Source organism: Williamsia sp. Y853, from assembly GCF_056786495.1.
In genome coordinates this window covers 2,505,341-2,521,365 of sequence record NZ_JBXCJC010000001.1, presented here as the reverse complement: position 1 = coordinate 2,521,365, position 16,025 = coordinate 2,505,341, and the positions used below count along the sequence as shown (strand labels likewise).

At 64.0% G+C, this 16,025-nt stretch carries 15 protein-coding genes; 7 read left to right on the top strand and 8 right to left on the bottom strand.

Annotated elements, in window-relative coordinates; all coding sequences use genetic code 11:
* Window positions 1–167 precede the first annotated feature (167 nt).
* From AC1TPF_RS11545 to AC1TPF_RS11525, 5 genes are read left to right on the top strand one after another with little or no spacing between them, the layout of a single operon-like run.
* Window positions 168–1,871, top strand: a complete 1,704-nt coding sequence (locus AC1TPF_RS11545) for a nitrite/sulfite reductase (RefSeq protein WP_482134999.1) — start codon at window positions 168–170, stop codon at window positions 1,869–1,871.
* A complete protein-coding gene (locus AC1TPF_RS11540; RefSeq protein ID WP_482143901.1) occupies window positions 1,868–2,599 on the top strand; it encodes a phosphoadenylyl-sulfate reductase in 732 nt (243 codons plus the stop codon). Before AC1TPF_RS11545 ends, AC1TPF_RS11540 begins: the two co-directional genes overlap by 4 nt.
* The gene (cysD, locus tag AC1TPF_RS11535; RefSeq protein WP_482143899.1) at window positions 2,596–3,579 is read left to right on the top strand and encodes a sulfate adenylyltransferase subunit CysD; all 984 of its coding nucleotides are present in this window, start codon (window positions 2,596–2,598) and stop codon (window positions 3,577–3,579) included. The genes AC1TPF_RS11540 and cysD overlap by 4 nt, the downstream gene beginning before the upstream one ends.
* The gene (locus AC1TPF_RS11530; protein WP_482135002.1) at window positions 3,579–4,874 is read left to right on the top strand and encodes a sulfate adenylyltransferase subunit 1; all 1,296 of its coding nucleotides are present in this window, start codon (window positions 3,579–3,581) and stop codon (window positions 4,872–4,874) included. Before cysD ends, AC1TPF_RS11530 begins: the two co-directional genes overlap by 1 nt.
* On the top strand, window positions 4,871–5,605 hold the full coding sequence (locus tag AC1TPF_RS11525) for a sirohydrochlorin chelatase (protein WP_482143897.1): 735 nt from the start codon (window positions 4,871–4,873) through the stop codon (window positions 5,603–5,605). Before AC1TPF_RS11530 ends, AC1TPF_RS11525 begins: the two co-directional genes overlap by 4 nt.
* A gap of 79 nt (window positions 5,606–5,684) precedes the next feature.
* Here the strand turns inward: AC1TPF_RS11525 and AC1TPF_RS11520 are convergent, their stop codons facing one another.
* A complete protein-coding gene (locus AC1TPF_RS11520) occupies window positions 5,685–6,290 on the bottom strand; it encodes a TetR/AcrR family transcriptional regulator (RefSeq protein WP_482143895.1) in 606 nt (201 codons plus the stop codon).
* 62 nt (window positions 6,291–6,352) lie between these two features.
* On the opposite strand from AC1TPF_RS11520, the gene AC1TPF_RS11515 reads away from it, so the two are divergent.
* The gene (locus AC1TPF_RS11515; RefSeq protein ID WP_482135005.1) at window positions 6,353–7,195 is read left to right on the top strand and encodes an alpha/beta fold hydrolase; all 843 of its coding nucleotides are present in this window, start codon (window positions 6,353–6,355) and stop codon (window positions 7,193–7,195) included.
* Between the two features lie 107 nt (window positions 7,196–7,302).
* Here the strand turns inward: AC1TPF_RS11515 and AC1TPF_RS11510 are convergent, their stop codons facing one another.
* From AC1TPF_RS11510 to AC1TPF_RS11485, 6 genes are all read right to left on the bottom strand, one after another.
* A complete protein-coding gene (locus AC1TPF_RS11510; protein WP_482135006.1) occupies window positions 7,303–8,301 on the bottom strand; it encodes a sulfate/molybdate ABC transporter ATP-binding protein in 999 nt (332 codons plus the stop codon).
* The gene (gene cysW / locus AC1TPF_RS11505; protein WP_482135007.1) at window positions 8,298–9,194 is read right to left on the bottom strand and encodes a sulfate ABC transporter permease subunit CysW; all 897 of its coding nucleotides are present in this window, start codon (window positions 9,192–9,194) and stop codon (window positions 8,298–8,300) included. The genes AC1TPF_RS11510 and cysW overlap by 4 nt, the downstream gene beginning before the upstream one ends.
* Window positions 9,191–10,045, bottom strand: a complete 855-nt coding sequence (gene cysT / locus AC1TPF_RS11500; protein ID WP_482143893.1) for a sulfate ABC transporter permease subunit CysT — start codon at window positions 10,043–10,045, stop codon at window positions 9,191–9,193. The genes cysW and cysT overlap by 4 nt, the downstream gene beginning before the upstream one ends.
* The gene (locus AC1TPF_RS11495) at window positions 10,042–11,190 is read right to left on the bottom strand and encodes a sulfate ABC transporter substrate-binding protein (protein ID WP_482135009.1); all 1,149 of its coding nucleotides are present in this window, start codon (window positions 11,188–11,190) and stop codon (window positions 10,042–10,044) included. Before AC1TPF_RS11495 ends, cysT begins: the two co-directional genes overlap by 4 nt.
* A gap of 78 nt (window positions 11,191–11,268) precedes the next feature.
* Window positions 11,269–11,358 (bottom strand): Ms4533A family Cys-rich leader peptide, encoded by a 90-nt coding sequence (locus tag AC1TPF_RS11490; RefSeq protein WP_482135010.1) that lies wholly within the window; start codon window positions 11,356–11,358, stop codon window positions 11,269–11,271.
* A 143-nt stretch (window positions 11,359–11,501) separates the two neighbouring features.
* Window positions 11,502–11,702: a hypothetical protein gene (locus AC1TPF_RS11485; protein WP_482135011.1), complete on the bottom strand. Its 201-nt coding sequence runs from the start codon at window positions 11,700–11,702 to the stop codon at window positions 11,502–11,504.
* Between the two features lie 147 nt (window positions 11,703–11,849).
* Between AC1TPF_RS11485 and AC1TPF_RS11480 the strand changes: the two genes are divergently transcribed.
* Window positions 11,850–13,877, top strand: a complete 2,028-nt coding sequence (locus AC1TPF_RS11480; protein WP_482135012.1) for a glycoside hydrolase family 15 protein — start codon at window positions 11,850–11,852, stop codon at window positions 13,875–13,877.
* Window positions 13,878–13,969: 92 nt separating this feature from the next.
* Here the strand turns inward: AC1TPF_RS11480 and AC1TPF_RS11475 are convergent, their stop codons facing one another.
* Window positions 13,970–16,000 carry a M3 family metallopeptidase gene (locus AC1TPF_RS11475; RefSeq protein ID WP_482135013.1) on the bottom strand — a complete coding sequence of 677 codons (2,031 nt, stop codon included), beginning with the start codon at window positions 15,998–16,000 and terminating at the stop codon, window positions 13,970–13,972.
* Window positions 16,001–16,025 lie beyond the last annotated feature (25 nt).

The window sequence follows — 16,025 nt, the reverse complement described above, 5'->3', positions numbered from 1 at the left end:
GTCGCATGTAACCAGCACGTCCGCTTCGCGTCCCGCAGTCCGGGATCGCACCGGGTTCTCATACGTGCCACTCACGGCTTCCCCCTCACTTCATTTCGCAGGATCATTCGGGTGCCATCGGCACATGCCCAGCGCTGCCCTGAATGGATCCGTCAGACAGGAGCATCATGACGTCGACGACCGACGCCCCCGGAAAGCCGCCGCAGCGCCGCGCGCGTCCCACCAAACGCCGGGCAGAAGGTCAGTGGGCGCTCGGCTACCGCGAACCGCAGAACCCCAACGAGCAGGTCAAGAAAGACGACAACCCGCTCAACGTTCGGGCCAGGATCGAGAACATCTACTCCAAACAGGGCTTCGACTCCATCGACAAGCAGGATCTGCGTGGCCGGATGCGCTGGTGGGGGCTCTACACCCAACGCGCCGAGGGCTACGACGGCACCTGGACCGGTGACGACAACATCGACATCCTCGAGGCCAAGCACTTCATGCTCCGGGTGCGGTGCGACGGCGGTGCGCTGACCACCGAGCAGCTGCGTACCGTCGGCCAACTGTCGACGGAGTTCGGCCGCGACACCGCCGATCTCTCCGACCGGGAGAACGTTCAGTACCACTGGATCGACATCCGCAACGTCCCGGAGATCTTCAGCCGCCTCGAGGCCGTCGGACTCAAGACCACCGAAGCCTGCGGCGACTGCCCCCGCATCATCCTGGGATCCCCGCTCGCGGGTGAAGCGCTCGACGAGGTCCTCGACCCCACTCCCGCGATCGACGAGATCGTCCGCCGCTACATCGGCGATCCGAAATACTCGAACCTGCCCCGCAAGTTCAAGACCGCGATCTCCGGCCTGCAGGACGTCGCCCACGAGATCAACGACATCGCGTTCATCGGTGTCAACCATCCCGAACACGGTCCCGGACTCGACCTCTGGGTCGGCGGCGGCCTTTCGACCAACCCGATGCTCGCGCAGCGGGTCGGCGCGTGGATCCCGCTCGACGAGGTCCCCGACGTCTGGGAAGGCGTCGTCTCGGTCTTCCGCGACTACGGCTACCGCCGACTGCGCACCAAGGCGCGCCTGAAGTTCCTGATCAAGGACTGGGGCATCGAAAAGTTCCGTCAGGTTCTCGAAGACGAGTACTTGGGCCGCAAGCTGATCGACGGACCGGCGCCCACACCGCTGACCGCCCCTCGTGATCACATCGGCGTTCAGCGGCTCAAGAACGGCCTGAACTCGGTCGGGTTCGCCGCCATCGCCGGCCGCGTCTCCGGTACCAAACTGACCGCAGTCGCCGATGCCGCGCAGCGCGCCGGCTCCGACCGTGTCCGGTTCACGCCGTACCAGAAGCTGGTTGTCCTCGACGTCCCCGACGACAAGGTCGAGCAGCTCATCGAAGAGGTGTCACAGCACGGCCTCGAGGCCCGCCCGTCACCGTGGCGTCGCAACCTGATGGCCTGCTCGGGCATCGAGTTCTGCAAGCTCTCGTTCACCGAGACCCGCAAGCGTTCGCAGATCTTGGTTCCCGAGCTCGAAACTCGGCTGGCCGACATAAACGACCAGCTCGACGTGCCGATCACGGTCAACATCAATGGCTGCCCCAACTCCTGCGCCCGCGCCCAGATCGCCGACATCGGCTTCAAGGGCATGCTCGTCGAAGACGACGCGGGCAAGACGGTCGAGGGTTTCCAGGTTCACCTCGGTGGCAGCCTCGGGCAAGATTCCGCATTCGGCCGAAAGCTGCGCCAGCACAAGGTGCTCTCGACCGATATCGGTGACTACATGGAGCGGGTTGTCCGCAACTTCGTCAAGGAACGCAATGAAGGGGAACGCTTCGCCCAGTGGGCGATCCGTGCCGATGAGGAGGATTTGCGATGAGTACCGCAGTTCGTAATGAAGCGGAATTGCGTGAGCTGGCCCAGGCCGGCGCCGCAGAACTTGGACCCGATGCCTCCGCGCAGGATCTTTTCCGTTGGACCGCAGACACATTCGGTAGCGACTTTCTGGTCGCGTCGAACATGCAGGATGCCGTCCTGATCGATGTTGCGGCGGGCGCGATCGATTCCGAGCAGCTCGGCGGGAACAAGCTCAAGGTGCTCTTCCTCGACACCGGCTATCACTTCGCCGAGACCATCGGAACGCGCGATGCGGTCGAGCAGGTGTACGGCGTCGAGATCGTCAATGCGGTGGCCGAGCAGAGCGTGGCCGAGCAGGACGCCATCGTGGGACGCAACCTGTTCGCCACCAACCCCGCTGAATGCTGCCGCCTTCGCAAGGTGGTGCCGCTGAAGCGGGAGCTCTCGGGTTACCGGGCCTGGGTCAGCGGAATCCGCCGGGTCGAATCCCCCACCCGGGCCGATGCCCCACTGATCTCGTTCGACGATGCCTTCGGTCTGGTGAAGATCAATCCGCTGGCCGCCTGGACCGACGAGCAGTTCCAGAACTACATCGACACCAACGGCGTACTCGTCAATCCCCTTGTCGACGAGGGCTATCCATCCATCGGATGCGCGCCCTGCACCAGCAAGCCGATTGCCGGTGCCGATCCACGAAGCGGCCGCTGGGCCGGTCTGGCCAAAACAGAATGCGGGTTGCACGCCTCATGACCATCGAACAGAGCACCAACACCTTCCCTGTCGACACCCTGCCCGCCGACACCCTGCCTGTCGAAACCCTGCCTGTTGAAACCGCCGATGAGTTCACCACTCTCGACGCCCTCGAGTCCGAGGCGATCCACATCTTCCGTGAGGTCGCCGGAGAGTTCGAGCGTCCGGTGATCCTCTTCTCCGGAGGCAAGGATTCCACCGTCCTGCTGCACGTTGCCCTGAAGGCCTTCTGGCCGGCCCCGCTGCCGTTCTCGCTACTGCACGTCGACACCGGGCACAACCTGCCCGAGGTCTTGGCGTTCCGCGACGACGTGGTGGCCCGCCACAACCTGCGTCTGCACGTCGCAAAGGTCGAGGATTACCTCGCCGACGGTCGGCTCACCGAGCGGCCCGACGGCATCCGCAACCCGCTGCAGACGGTGCCACTGCTCGACGGCATCACCGAGAACCGCTTCGACGCGGTCTTCGGTGGCGCCCGCCGCGACGAGGAGCGCTCCCGCGCCAAAGAGCGGATCTTCTCGCTCCGCAACGCATTCGGCCAGTGGGATCCGAAGCGTCAGCGCCCCGAGCTGTGGAACCTCTACAACGGCAAGCACGCACCGGGTGAGCACGTCCGGGTGTTCCCGCTGTCCAACTGGACCGAACTCGACGTCTGGCGTTACATCGCCCGCGAGCAGGTACTCCTCCCGTCGATCTACTACGCCCATCAGCGTGAGGTCTACTCACGTGACGGTATGTGGATGACCCCGGGCGTCTGGGGCGGTCCGGCCGAAGGCGAAGAGCTGCAGACCCTTTCGGTTCGTTACCGGACCGTGGGCGACGGCTCCACCACCGGCGCGGTTCTGTCCGACGCCACCGACAACGAAGCCGTGCTGGCCGAGGTCGCCGCTTCCCGACTCACCGAACGCGGAGCCACCCGCGGCGACGACCGCGTGTCCGAAGCCGCCATGGAAGACCGCAAACGAGAAGGCTACTTCTGATGAATCACGCTACTGATCTGCTCCGACTGGCAACAGCCGGCAGCGTCGACGACGGCAAGTCCACCCTGGTTGGCCGGTTGCTCTACGACACCAAATCGGTTCTGGCCGACCAGATCGACGCCGTCACCCGGGCGTCGGTGGACCGCGGTCTCGACCAGCCCGACCTGTCGCTGCTGGTCGACGGTCTACGCGCCGAGCGCGAGCAGGGCATCACCATCGATGTCGCCTACCGCTACTTCGCCACTCCGACCCGGTCGTTTGTTCTGGCCGACACCCCCGGACACGTGCAGTACACCCGCAACACCGTCTCGGGCGCCTCCACCGCCGGACTGGTGATCCTGCTTGTCGACGCCCGCAAGGGTGTCATCTCGCAGACCCGTCGCCACGCCGCAGTGATGGCACTGCTCGGTGTACCCCGATTGGTGTTGGCAGTCAACAAGATCGACCTCGTCGACGACCCCGAGAAGGTCTTCAACGAGATCCGCACCGAATTCACCGACATGACAACGTCGCTCGGCTGGAGCGCCGAACGCGTCGTGTCGATCCCGGTGTCCGCGCTGCACGGTGACAACGTGGCCATCCGATCAGACAAGACGCCGTACTACAACGGCCCCACGCTGATCGAGCACCTGGAATCGGTACCTGCCAGCGAGGATCGCAAGCCGGTCGGGTTCCGGTTCCCGGTCCAGTACGTGATCCGGCCGCGCACAGCGGAATACCCGGACTACCGCGGCTATGCCGGTCAGGTCGCCGCCGGCCGCGTGACCGTCGGTGACGAGGTGGTGATCCTGCCGTCCGGCACCCGCACCACGGTCGAACGAATCGACACGGCGGACGGTTCGCTCGAATCGGCACACACCGGCCGCAGCATCACCCTCATCCTCGCCGAGGACGTCGATGTATCCCGCGGCGATGTCATCGCCGCCGTTGCCGACGCGCCCGAACCGATCTCACAGTTCAGCGCAACGGTCTGCTGGCTGGGAGACAAGCCGCTGCGTCCCGGCGCCCGACTGCTACTCAAGCACGGGGCCCGCACCACCCAGGCCATCGTCGGCGAACTCGAAGTGCTCTTCGACGAGCAGGAACTGGTCTTGCGTGAATCACCGGATTCGCTGGAGCTGAACCAGATCGGTCGCATCTCGGTGCAGACCGCACAGCCGGTCAGTGCCGACGACTACAACACCAACCGCGAGACCGGCAGCTTCCTGCTGATCGATCCGCAGGGTGGCAACACTCTCGGCGCCGGCCTGGTGGGTGACGCCCTGTCCACGTTGCACCTGAAAGAGCTTGTGTGACAACACTGGTTCTTGCTGCCCACGGTAGCCGCGATCCCCGGTTCGCGGCCACTGTGGAGCGGATCACCGCGGCCGTCCGCGCCCGCCTGCGCGACGTGGATGTCCGGCTGGCCTATCTCGACCTGAACACCCCCGCGGTGTCGCAGGTTCTGGCCGGCTGCAGCGGCGAGGTTCTGCTGGCACCGCTGCTGCTGTCGGAGGCATTCCACAGCAAGATCGACCTGCCCGCGCTGGTTGATCAGGCCTGCGCCACCAACCCAACTCTGACGGTCCGCCAGTTGCCAACTCTGGGCGGTGACCCCCGGATCATCACCGCATTGACGCAGCGACTCGATCAGGTCGGCCTGCGACCCACCGACGGTGTCCTGATGACCGCGGTCGGATCCAGTGACACCGCGGCCGACGACGCCGTCCGGCGCCGCGCCACCGAGCTGGCACTCGAAATCGGTACGCCGATGGTGCAACTCGTGTTCGCCACCCGCCTGGGCGAGGACGACTGCAACCTGCGTGCAGCCATCGCCCGACTGCGTGGCGAGGGCGCTCGTCGCATCGTTGTCAGCCCGTATTTCCTGTCGGCAGGGCTGCTGACCGAACGGTTCGACAACGCCGTCGACAACCTCGCCCCCGGCGCCCAGATCGCCGGACCACTCGGAGCTCACCCGGCCCTGATCGACGTCGTCTGCGACCGCTACCGCGCCGCACTCCCCACTGGTTCCCGCGTCTACGTCTGACACCCCCGCCCCGCCCCGCTCCCCCGCAAACGCTCCACTAATACAAGAATGCTCCACATATTTGTGGAGCATTCTTGTATTAGTGGAGCGTTTGGGCGCCAGATGGCACGGGCAGGAGCGGGATTCCGTCGTACGTCCCCGACAGCGCCCGACCGGCCGCGAGCAACGGCGCCTTGCTTCGCATCGTTCGTGCCATCACAAACGCTCCCTCGAGCGAACAGATGATTGCGGTGACGACTTCTTCGGCGAGATCTTCGTCCAGACCACGACTCTGAAAGTACATGCGCCCGAGCGTGATCCAATCACCGAATACCGATGCCGCAGCCAGCCGCAATGATTCGTCGGCGTTGGCGACCTCTCCGGCGACGGTCGACACCGGGCACATGTTCGCGTATCCCGTCAGCTCCATGTCATCGGCGGCCTGGGTAAACGCCGCCCTGATCCCGGCGCCCAATTCCGATTGGTCGGCCATCACCATGGGAATGACCGCAGCGTAGGCGACCCCGGAATTGATCAGCGCTTCCCTCGCGATCTGCGCCTTGCCCTCTGGAAAGTGGTGGTAGATCGAGCCGATCGGCGCACCCGACGACACCACTATCTGCTTCATGCTCAGTGCCGCGTAACCGTGGACACGCATGAGTTCGACAGCGGCCGTCAAGATTGTCTCGCGGGTACCCCTTGCCATCCGAACCTCCTGCATTCCATACTAGAACAGTCGCTCTAGAACGAACGCTCTAGGAGATCCTGATGGAGAACGTCGAACTGACCGCCGGCACCATCGAATATCGGGAGGCCGGCGATCCGCACGGGCCGCCGGTGGTGTTCACCCACGGCCTGCTCATGAACGACCACCAGTGGGACCTGGTATTACCACTGCTACCCAACACATTTCGATATCTCCTGCCGGTTCTACCCCTCGGCAGCCATCGCATCCCGATGAAGCCCGACGCCGACCTGACCATGCCCGGGATGGTCGGCGTTCTCTCCGACTTCCTGGCAGCGCTGGACCTGCGGGACGCAACAGTTGTGCTCAGCGACTGGGGCGGACCCCTGTTCTTACCCGAACTGCAGACCGGACAACGGGTGAGCCGCCTCGTGATCTGCCCGGCCGAAGCATTCGACAACTTTCCTCCCGGATTCCCGGGAAAGATGGCCGTCCTCGCGGCCACGGTGCCCGGCGGAATCAAGTTCGCGCTTCGTCAGTTCCGCAGCCGGATCCTTCGCCGAACCCCGATGGTGCTCGGACTGATGGCCAAGAAGCCCATCCCCGACGACATCATCACCGCATGGACCGATCCCGGCCTCGCCTCGGCCGACGTCCGCCGCGACGTACTCGCCTATGGCCGCGGAACTTCTTACGACAAAGCCACCTTGGTCGCCAACACCGAGAAGCTACGTCAGTTCACCGGTCCGGCGTTGGTGCTGTGGGCACCGGAGACCAAGGTGATGCCGCGTGATCACGGCCGCCGATTGGTCGACCTACTCCCCCAAGGACGACTCGTCGAGATCGACGACGCCTACGTCCTGATCATGCTCGACCAACCAGAACGCACCGCCGAACTCATCACCGAGTTCCTGCAGACCACCTGACCAATGCCTCGCGGCCGCCTGACCCGCAAACGCTCCGGAAATACGAAGACGCTCCACAAATTTGTGGAGCGTCTTCGTACAGGTGGAGCGTTTGCGGGGGTATGGGATCAGGCGAGGGCGGCCTCAGGGACGTGGGTGGCCCGCACGTACACCTCCTCGCCCTCGTTCAGACCCAGTGCCGCCGCGTCGCCGCGGGTGATCTGCGCGTGGAAGTCCTCGTGCGTGGCGAGATTCTCGAACTCCACCCGAACTTCGAAACCCAGGTACACCACACGCTTGACCCTGGCCTTCAAGACGCCTGTCTCCGCAGCCGCCTTGCCGGCGGTCTCCAACGCCAGATCAGGTGTGCGACCAACCCGAATGTCGTGGGGTCGCACCAGAACTCCGTTGAGCTTGGCAACCGAACCGAGGAAGGACATCACGAACTGATTCTCCGGACGATCGTAGAGATCCGACGGAGTGCCGATCTGCTCGATGCGCCCCTTGTTGAGCACCGCGATCCGATCGGCGACGTCGAGCGCTTCCTGCTGATCGTGGGTCACCAGGACGGTGGTCACGTGCACCTCGTCGTGCAGTCGACGGAGCCACGCCCGCAGATCTTCGCGGACCTTGGCGTCGAGGGCACCGAAGGGCTCGTCGAGCAGGAGCACCTTCGGGTCGACGGCAAGTGCCCGCGCCAACGCCATCCGCTGACGCTGGCCACCCGAAAGCTGGGCCGGGTAACGGGTTTGGAAGCCGGCCAGCCCGACAACCTCGAGCAGCTCGTCGACCTTCTTCTTGATTTCGGGCTTCGGGCGCTTACGGATCTTCAACCCGAACGCGACGTTGTCCCGCACCGTCATGTGCTTGAACGCGGCGTAGTGCTGGAACACGAATCCGATATCGCGGTTCTGCGGCGACACGCGGGTGACGTCGTCGCCGTTGATGAGCACGGTTCCCGAGTCGAGCTGGTCGAGACCGGCGATCGCCCGCAGGAGTGTCGACTTGCCCGATCCGGACGGTCCGAGCAATGCGGTCAGCGAGCCGACCGGGATGTCGATCGATACGTTGTCGAGCGCGGCGAAATCTCCGTAGCGTTTGTTCGCGTCAATTACCGAGATGGTCATACCAGTTCACTCTCCTGGGCTTTCGGGCTGGTGGGAGCCGGGGCAACGGACGCATCGGCCTCTTTGCTCGCGCGTCGGCGGGGTATTTGATTGGTTTCGGTTCTCTGCCCGACCAGGGTCATCAGCAGCAACACGATGATTGCGATGATCATCAACAGAGTCGCGGCGGCATATGCGCCGTACTCGTTGTAGTCGTCGGTGTACCGCGACGACACCAGCAAGGTCAGCGTCTGCGAAACACCCGGCAGGTTGGACGACACCATGATCACGGCGCCGTACTCACCCAGCGCACGGGCAATGGTCAACACGATGCCGTAGGACAGACCCCACCGGATGGCAGGCAAGGTGATCCGCCAGAACGTCTGCCATCCATTGGCACCGAGTGTTGCCGCGGCCTCTTCCTGTTCGGTACCGATCTCACGCAGCACCGGCTCGACCTCACGGACCACAAAGGGCAGCGTCACGAACAGTGTGGCGAGCACCATGCCCGGCAGGCCGAAGATCACCCGGAATCCCAGGCTCTCCAGACCACCGAACCAACCGCCGTAACCCCACAGCAGGATCAGGGCCACACCGACAACAATCGGTGAGACAGCGAACGGGAGATCGACGATCGCCTCGACCACACCGCGGCCACGGAATCGACCACGTGCCAGCGCCAGTGCGGTGAACACACCGAAGATCACGTTGAGCGGCACCACAATCGCGACGATCAACAAACTCAACTGAAGGGCCGAGATCGCGGCCGGGGTGGTGATCCAGTCCCAGAACTGTCCGAGGCCGTGTTCGAAGGACCGCCAGAAGATGAGCCCGACCGGGATCACCAGCAGGACGAACAGATAGAGCAGCGCGATGATGCGCAACGAGATACGCGGGAAGGCAGACAGTTTCATGAGCTCATCTCCTCACGGCGTGAGGTCCGACGACCCGCAACGCGTAGTACCAGCAGCACCACAAACGCGATCAACAGCAACATCACCGAGACGGTCGCAGCGTCGACGGGTGAGTCGATCTCGATCTGCTGCTGGATGTACTGCGAGGCAACCTGCGTATCGCCGGGAATGTTGCCGCCGATCAGCACGACGGATCCGAACTCACCGATGGCACGGGTGAAGGCGAGGCCGGCACCGGACAGGACCGCCGGGGCCAGAGCCGGGAAGATGATCCTCCACCAGATCACCCAGTTGGTGGCGCCGAGGGACGCCGCGGCCTCCTCGACCTCTTTGTCGATCTCGATCAACACCGGCTGCACCTGACGCACCACGAACGGGAGCGTCACGAAGGCCAACGCGATGACCAGCGCGGGCTTGGTGGCATTGAGTTCGATATCGATCGGGCTGTTCGGGCCGTAGAGCGACAGCAGCACGAGGCTGGCGACGATCGTCGGCAGAGCGAACGGAAGATCGATCAGGGCGTTGACGAATCGCTTGCCCGGGAACTCGTCACGGACCAGCACCCAGGCGATGATCGTGCCCATCACCACGTTGATCAGGGCGACGACCAGCGAGACCAGAACCGTGATCTTGAGGGTGTCGATGGCCGCTTCGGCGGTGAAGGCTTCCCAGAAACCACTCCACCCGTCGTCGAACGCCTCGCTGGTGATCGCGGCGAGCGGCAGGAGCACGATCACGGTGAGCCACAGCATCGCAACGCCGACGCTCAGTGGGCCCACGCTGCCCCAGGTGCGCTTGGTTGGTCTGGCGGCGGGGGGCGGCTTCACTGCTGATACTTCAGTGCTGGTCATACCTTGCCTCCGGCGTTGTAGATCTCGGTGATGGCACCCGATGTGCCGAACAGCGCCTTGTCCACTGCGGACCAACCTTTGAGGTCTTTGCCGTCGTTCTTGGCAGCGGTTCCTTCACCGAGAACAGCGCCCAATTCCTTGATCGTCCAGAGTTTGGCGATGTCGCCCGGGAAAAGCGACTTGGTCTCCTCGATCACCGACTCATCAACCGGACGGAATCCGTTCTCTGCCCAGATCCGTTGCGCAGCAGGGGTGAACAGGTATTTGACGAAGGCGTTGGCCGCTTCCTTCTCCTCACTGAAGTTCACCACCGCGACCGGGTTCTCGATCTTGAAGGTCTCGGAGGGGATCACGTAGTCGACCCGCTGGCTGGGCTCGGACGTCGCGTTCTGGTTCTTGAGGAAGATCGCTTCGTTCTCATAGCTGATCAGCACATCGCCCTGGCCCTGTTCGAAGGCCGTGGTGGCCTCACGTCCGGACTTCGGCTGGATCCGGGTGTGATCGCGAACGAGTTCCGCGACGTAGTCGAGGCCGGCCTGCTTGTCGACGCCACCCTTGCTCTTCGCGGCGAACGGTGCCAGCAGGTTCCATTTGGCCGAACCCGAGCTGCCCGGGTTCGGCGTGACCACCTGGACGCCCGGCTTGAGCAGGTCGTCCCAGGTCTGAATGTTCTTGGGGTTGCCCTCACGAACCACCAACGCCACCACCGAACCGAACGGGGTGCTCCCGTTGGGGTACAACTCAGCCCAATCCTTGTCCACCACACCGGCTTTCACCAACCGTGTGATGTCCGGCGCGACCGAGAAGTTGACCACATCGGCCGGCACCCGGCGGGCGACCTTGCGCGACTGATCACCCGAGGCTCCATAAGAAGCCGAGAAACCGATGCCCTCACCTTCGGGTGTATCGCGGAACGCCGGGATGATCGCGTCGAAGCCGATCTTCGGCACCGCGTAGGCATAGAGATTCAGATGCCGCGAACCACTGGAGATGTCCTGGCCTCCGGGCTCATCTGTCGAGCCGCCCCCGCAGCCCGACAACACCAGCGCCGATACGACAAGCACGGTGAGCGAACCGGCGACGGACAGGTCTGTCCAACGCTTTCGCCCCCGTGGCCGCGCATGGCGCGAGAATCGGAAAAGCATAGTTGTGTCCCCTTGTTTCACGGTCAGAAGGTGATGGAAGAGCGAGTCGGCGGGCTCAGCGCCCGAACAAGACGGCGTTCAACGACAGAGAGCGTCGAAAACGCAGCGATAGTCAACCGCGATGAGCGCCAACGTATGGCGCACGCGGTAACCACTGGCTGCAGACATAGGCGGAACACTAGCACCAGAATTCGGCGTGTGAACCCGACCACCTCGGGGACCGGTCACGGCAACTCAGCGCAAAAAGAACCAGGCGACGACAACCAAAACAACCAGAGCAATCAACGCAACTGTCACCTTCGAGCGCGGCATTACCGTTCCCCTCCATCGACGTCAGCGGAATCGCGGCGGTCAAAGAGCCGAAACGATGCATCTACCAGCACATTCATCAACACAGCGATGCCAACGGCGAGCGGGACGACGATCGCCACGCAGACGAGTATCTGCGGCACGAACGACAACGACGTCAGCCACTCTTCGACGCCATCCCACCATCGGGTCAATGAATCCACCGGACCACCCTATCCCCTCCATTTTTGATCACCGTGATTAAAAGTCCACGGGTGCCATCACCAGAGGTCCGGGGTCCGCCCCACCCGTCTCTGACCGAAATCCCTGCACCGGTGGCAGCGGAGTACGGCCGCCACCATGATGGATCCATGACAACCACATCCGAGGACAGCAGCATCTCTGGCCTCACCGACACCGGCACACCCGGTCCGACGGGCACGACCCACAAAACGACGCATTCCGCCCTGAGCTCACCAGCACCCAGTGCCTCTCCCGGAATGCCGCAGAATGCGTTCCCGCCGATCGGCGACTACGCATTCCTGTCCGACTGCGAATGCAACTGCCTGATCGCCCGTAACGGCTCGGTGGAATGGATGTGTGTCCCCCGCCCGGACTCCCCCAGCGTGTTCGGCGCCGTCCTCGACCGTAGCGCGGGCCATTTCAGACTGGCGCCCTACGGTGTGAACGTCCCGGTCGACCGCCGCTACCTACCCGGCAGCCTGATGGTCGAGACCACCTGGCAGACCGACACCGGCTGGCTCATCGTCCGCGATGCACTGGTGATGGGTCCCTGGCACGACAACGAGGCCCGATCGCGCACACACCGACGCACCCCCACCGACTGGGACGCCAAGCACGTCCTGCTCCGTACGGTCCGTTGTGTGAACGGCACGGTAGAGCTGGCGATGAGCTGCGAACCCGCCTTCGACTATCACCGCGGCGGCACCAAGTGGGAATACGCAGGCCCGGCGTACAGCGAGGCGATAGCCACCGCGACCGGTGTCGCAGCAGGCGACGTGCAGTCATTGAAATTGACCACAAGCCTCAAACTCGGGCTCGAGGGACGCGAAGCCCGAGCACGTACCCGCATGGTGGAAGGCGACAACCACTACGTCGCCATGAGCTGGGGCAGTCAGCCGCCTCCGCAGGACTGGGCAGAGGCCGCCCAGATGATGTGGGAGACCTCCGAGAGCTGGCGGCAATGGATCAACATCGGCACCTTCCCGGACCACCCGTGGCGCAACTACTTGCAGCGCAGCGCCCTGACCCTCAAGGGGCTGACCTATTCACCCACCGGCGCCCTGCTGGCGGCGGCCACCACCTCGTTGCCGGAAACACCTCAGGGTGAACGCAACTGGGACTATCGCTACGCGTGGGTACGCGACTCGACCTTTGCCCTGTGGGGTCTGTACACCCTGGGCCTCGACCGCGAGGCCAGCGACTTCTTCTCGTTCATCGCCGACGTCTCCGGCGCCACCAACGGTGAGCATCATCCGTTGCAGGTGATGTATGGCGTCGGTGGTGAACGCACGCTCGAAGAAGCCGAACTCAATCATCTCTCCGGCTACGACGGAGCCCGGCCCGTCCGCATCGGCAACGGCGCCTACAACCAGAGCCAGCACGACATCTGGGGCACCATGCTCGACTCGGTCTACCTCAACACCAAGGCCACCGAAACGGTGTCCGAAACGTTGTGGCCGGTCCTGAAAGCTCAGGTCGAAGAGGCGGTCAAACACTGGCGCAAACCCGACCGCGGCATCTGGGAAGTACGCGGCGAGCCACAGCATTTCACCTCGTCCAAGGTCATGTGCTGGATAGCCCTGGACCGCGGGGCCAAACTCGCGGCCATCCACGGCGAGACGTCCTATGCGAATACGTGGAATGAGATCGCCGACGACATCAAGGCCGACATCCTCGAATTCGGTGTGAACGATCGCGGCATCTTCACCCAGCGCTACGGCGACGACGCGCTCGACGCGTCACTGCTGCTGGTCCCCCTGCTGCGGTTCCTCCCCTCTGATGATCCCCGCGTGCGCAACACCGTGCTCGCGATCGCCGACGAGCTGAGCGAGAACGGACTCGTGCTCCGCTACCGCGTCGAAGAAACCGACGACGGCCTGTCCGGCGAAGAGGGTTCATTCACCATCTGTTCGTTCTGGTTGGTGTCGGCGCTCGTGGAGATCGGTGAACTGCCGCGCGCGAAGACCCTGTGTGAGCGACTGCTGAACTACGCCAGCCCGCTCAAGCTCTACGCCGAAGAGATCGAGCCACACACCGGCCGCCATCTCGGGAACTTTCCGCAGGCCTTCACCCACCTGGCGTTGATCAATGCCGTGATGCACGTGATCCGGGCCGAAGAAGCCCAGGGCCACAACACCTTCATCCCCGCCAACTGACCACGGTCCACCCCAAACGCTCCGGTTATACGAAGACGCTCCACAAATATGTGGAGCGTCTTCGTAATTGTGGAGCGTTTGGGTGGTCGGGGTCAGGTCGGGAGGAGCCCCCGGCGACGCAGGAGCGGGTCGATCTCGGCGGGACGGCCCAGGAGTTCTTGATGCGCCGTGATCGGATCGGTGCTGTCGCCACGGGACAACGTGGTTGCCACGAAGCCGGCACCGCGTTCTGCGGAGAGTCCACCTCCGTCGAGGAACCATTGCTCGGTCTCGGCGTCGAGGACCTCGGACCAGATGTAGGAGTAATAGCCTGCCGAGTAGCCGCCACCGAAGATGTGGTTGAAGTACGAGCTGCGGTACCGCGGCGGGATCAGGTCGGACGACGCACCGGCCTTCACCAATGCGGCCTTCTCGAAGGTCTCGACGTCGGTGATCTCATCGTCGATGGTGACCCGATGCCAGGCCATGTCGAGGACAGCCGCGGCCAGGTATTCGATTGTGCCGTGCACTGATTCGACGTCGGCATCGGCGCGGGCCGCGTCCGCCAGCTCGGGTGGAATCGGCGCTCCGGTCCTGTGGTGCGTCGCGTAGTTGTCGAGCACCTGCGGGTGCAGGGCCCACATCTCGTTGACCTGGGATGGGAACTCGACGAAGTCCCTGGGCACCGACGTTCCCGACTGCGACGGGTACTTGACCGCCGACAACAACCCGTGCAGGGCATGGCCGAACTCGTGGAACAACGTGGTCAGCTGATCCATCGTCAGCAGACATGGTTGCCCCTCTTCGGGTTTGGTGAGGTTCAGGACGTTGACCACCACCGGACGCTTGTCGAGCAGGTAGCTCTGGTCGACGAAGTTGTTCATCCACGCCCCGCCGCGTTTGCTGGGCCGGGCGTAGAAGTCGCCGAGGAACAATCCGACTGACGTGTTCGACCGGTCGAGCACCTCCCAGACGCGTACGTCGGGATGGTAGACGGGCAGATCCGTCAGCTCCCGGAACGACAATCCGTAGAGCCGGCCGGCCGCATAGAACACACCCTTCGTGAGGACCGAGTTGAGTTCGAGGTAGTCGGAGAACGTGTCCAGGGGCACCGCGGCGCGTTGCTGATCGGCTTTGGCCAACAGATAGGTGAGGTCGGCCGCGCCGATCTCCGTACCGTGCTCGACGGACAGCGCGGTCAGTTCACGTCCGCCGGCTCGCATGGCCGATGCCACCAGGTCGGACAACAGGTCTTCGACCGCCTCTGGGCTGGGCGCGGTCTCCTCTGCGATCACGAACTCGGCGTGATCGCGGTAGCCGAGCATCCGTGCGCGTTCGGCGCGCAACCTGACGATCTCGAGGACGATGTCGCGGGTGTCGTTGGGGCCGCCCTGGGCGCAGCGCGTCACCGAGGCCTCGAACACCCGGTGTCGGGTTTCCGAATCCTCCAGGGAGGCAACCGTGGACTGGCTCGTCGGCAACTCGATGGCAAGCAGGTAGCCCGACGGATGGCCTGCGTCCTTGGCTGCCCGGCGAGCCGCCGCGATCTGCCCATCGGACAGTCCCGCAAGCTTGTCCTCGGTGTCGACCAGGACCGCGGCCTCGTTGCTGCCCTCGAGGACGCGTTGCCCGAATTCGGTTGTCAGGGTGGCCAGACGCTCCGAGATCTCGCGCATCCGTGGCTGCTGTTCGACGTCGAGTCCGGCGCCTGCCCGGATCGCCTCCCGATGACGCTTCTCGAGCAACCGCATCGACGGTTCATCCAGATCGAGACTTTTCCGGGTCTCGAACAGCTGGTTGATCCGCGCGAACAGCCCCGGATTCAGCGCGATCGTGTTGGCGTGGGCCGTCAGCTTCGGTGCAAGCTCCGTGGAGATCGCATTGCGCTGCGGATTCGTATCGGCACCGGTGAGGTTGTAGAAGATCCCCGCCGCCCTGGCCAGCGCCTGACCACTGCGTTCGAGCGCTTCCACCGTGTTGGCGAACGTCGGCTCGGCCTTTTGCCCGGCGATCTTGTCGACCTCACGCAGATGCTCGGCCATCGCCTCATCGAAAGCAGGCAGAAAATCGTCGTCGCTGATCGACGGGAAGTCGGGCAGGCCGTGCAGGTGCACACTGGGAATCAGGACAGGGTTGGATGCCATGGACCGATCGTAGTGTCGCGCGCCC

Excerpts from the sequence above, each read along its gene's own strand:
- AC1TPF_RS11545 (WP_482134999.1), top strand. The coding sequence starts at position 168 with ATGACGTCGACGACCGACGCCCCCGGAAAGCCGCCGCAGCGCCGCGCG.
- AC1TPF_RS11540 (WP_482143901.1), top strand. The coding sequence starts at position 1,868 with ATGAGTACCGCAGTTCGTAATGAAGCGGAATTGCGTGAGCTGGCCCAG.
- cysD (WP_482143899.1), top strand. The coding sequence starts at position 2,596 with ATGACCATCGAACAGAGCACCAACACCTTCCCTGTCGACACCCTGCCC.
- AC1TPF_RS11530 (WP_482135002.1), top strand. The coding sequence starts at position 3,579 with ATGAATCACGCTACTGATCTGCTCCGACTGGCAACAGCCGGCAGCGTC.
- AC1TPF_RS11520 (WP_482143895.1), bottom strand. The coding sequence starts at position 6,290 with ATGGCAAGGGGTACCCGCGAGACAATCTTGACGGCCGCTGTCGAACTC.
- AC1TPF_RS11515 (WP_482135005.1), top strand. The coding sequence starts at position 6,353 with ATGGAGAACGTCGAACTGACCGCCGGCACCATCGAATATCGGGAGGCC.
- AC1TPF_RS11510 (WP_482135006.1), bottom strand. The coding sequence starts at position 8,301 with ATGACCATCTCGGTAATTGACGCGAACAAACGCTACGGAGATTTCGCC.
- cysW (WP_482135007.1), bottom strand. The coding sequence starts at position 9,194 with ATGAAACTGTCTGCCTTCCCGCGTATCTCGTTGCGCATCATCGCGCTG.
- cysT (WP_482143893.1), bottom strand. The coding sequence starts at position 10,045 with ATGACCAGCACTGAAGTATCAGCAGTGAAGCCGCCCCCCGCCGCCAGA.
- AC1TPF_RS11495 (WP_482135009.1), bottom strand. The coding sequence starts at position 11,190 with ATGCTTTTCCGATTCTCGCGCCATGCGCGGCCACGGGGGCGAAAGCGT.
- AC1TPF_RS11490 (WP_482135010.1), bottom strand. The coding sequence starts at position 11,358 with ATGTCTGCAGCCAGTGGTTACCGCGTGCGCCATACGTTGGCGCTCATC.
- AC1TPF_RS11480 (WP_482135012.1), top strand. The coding sequence starts at position 11,850 with ATGACAACCACATCCGAGGACAGCAGCATCTCTGGCCTCACCGACACC.
- AC1TPF_RS11475 (WP_482135013.1), bottom strand. The coding sequence starts at position 16,000 with ATGGCATCCAACCCTGTCCTGATTCCCAGTGTGCACCTGCACGGCCTG.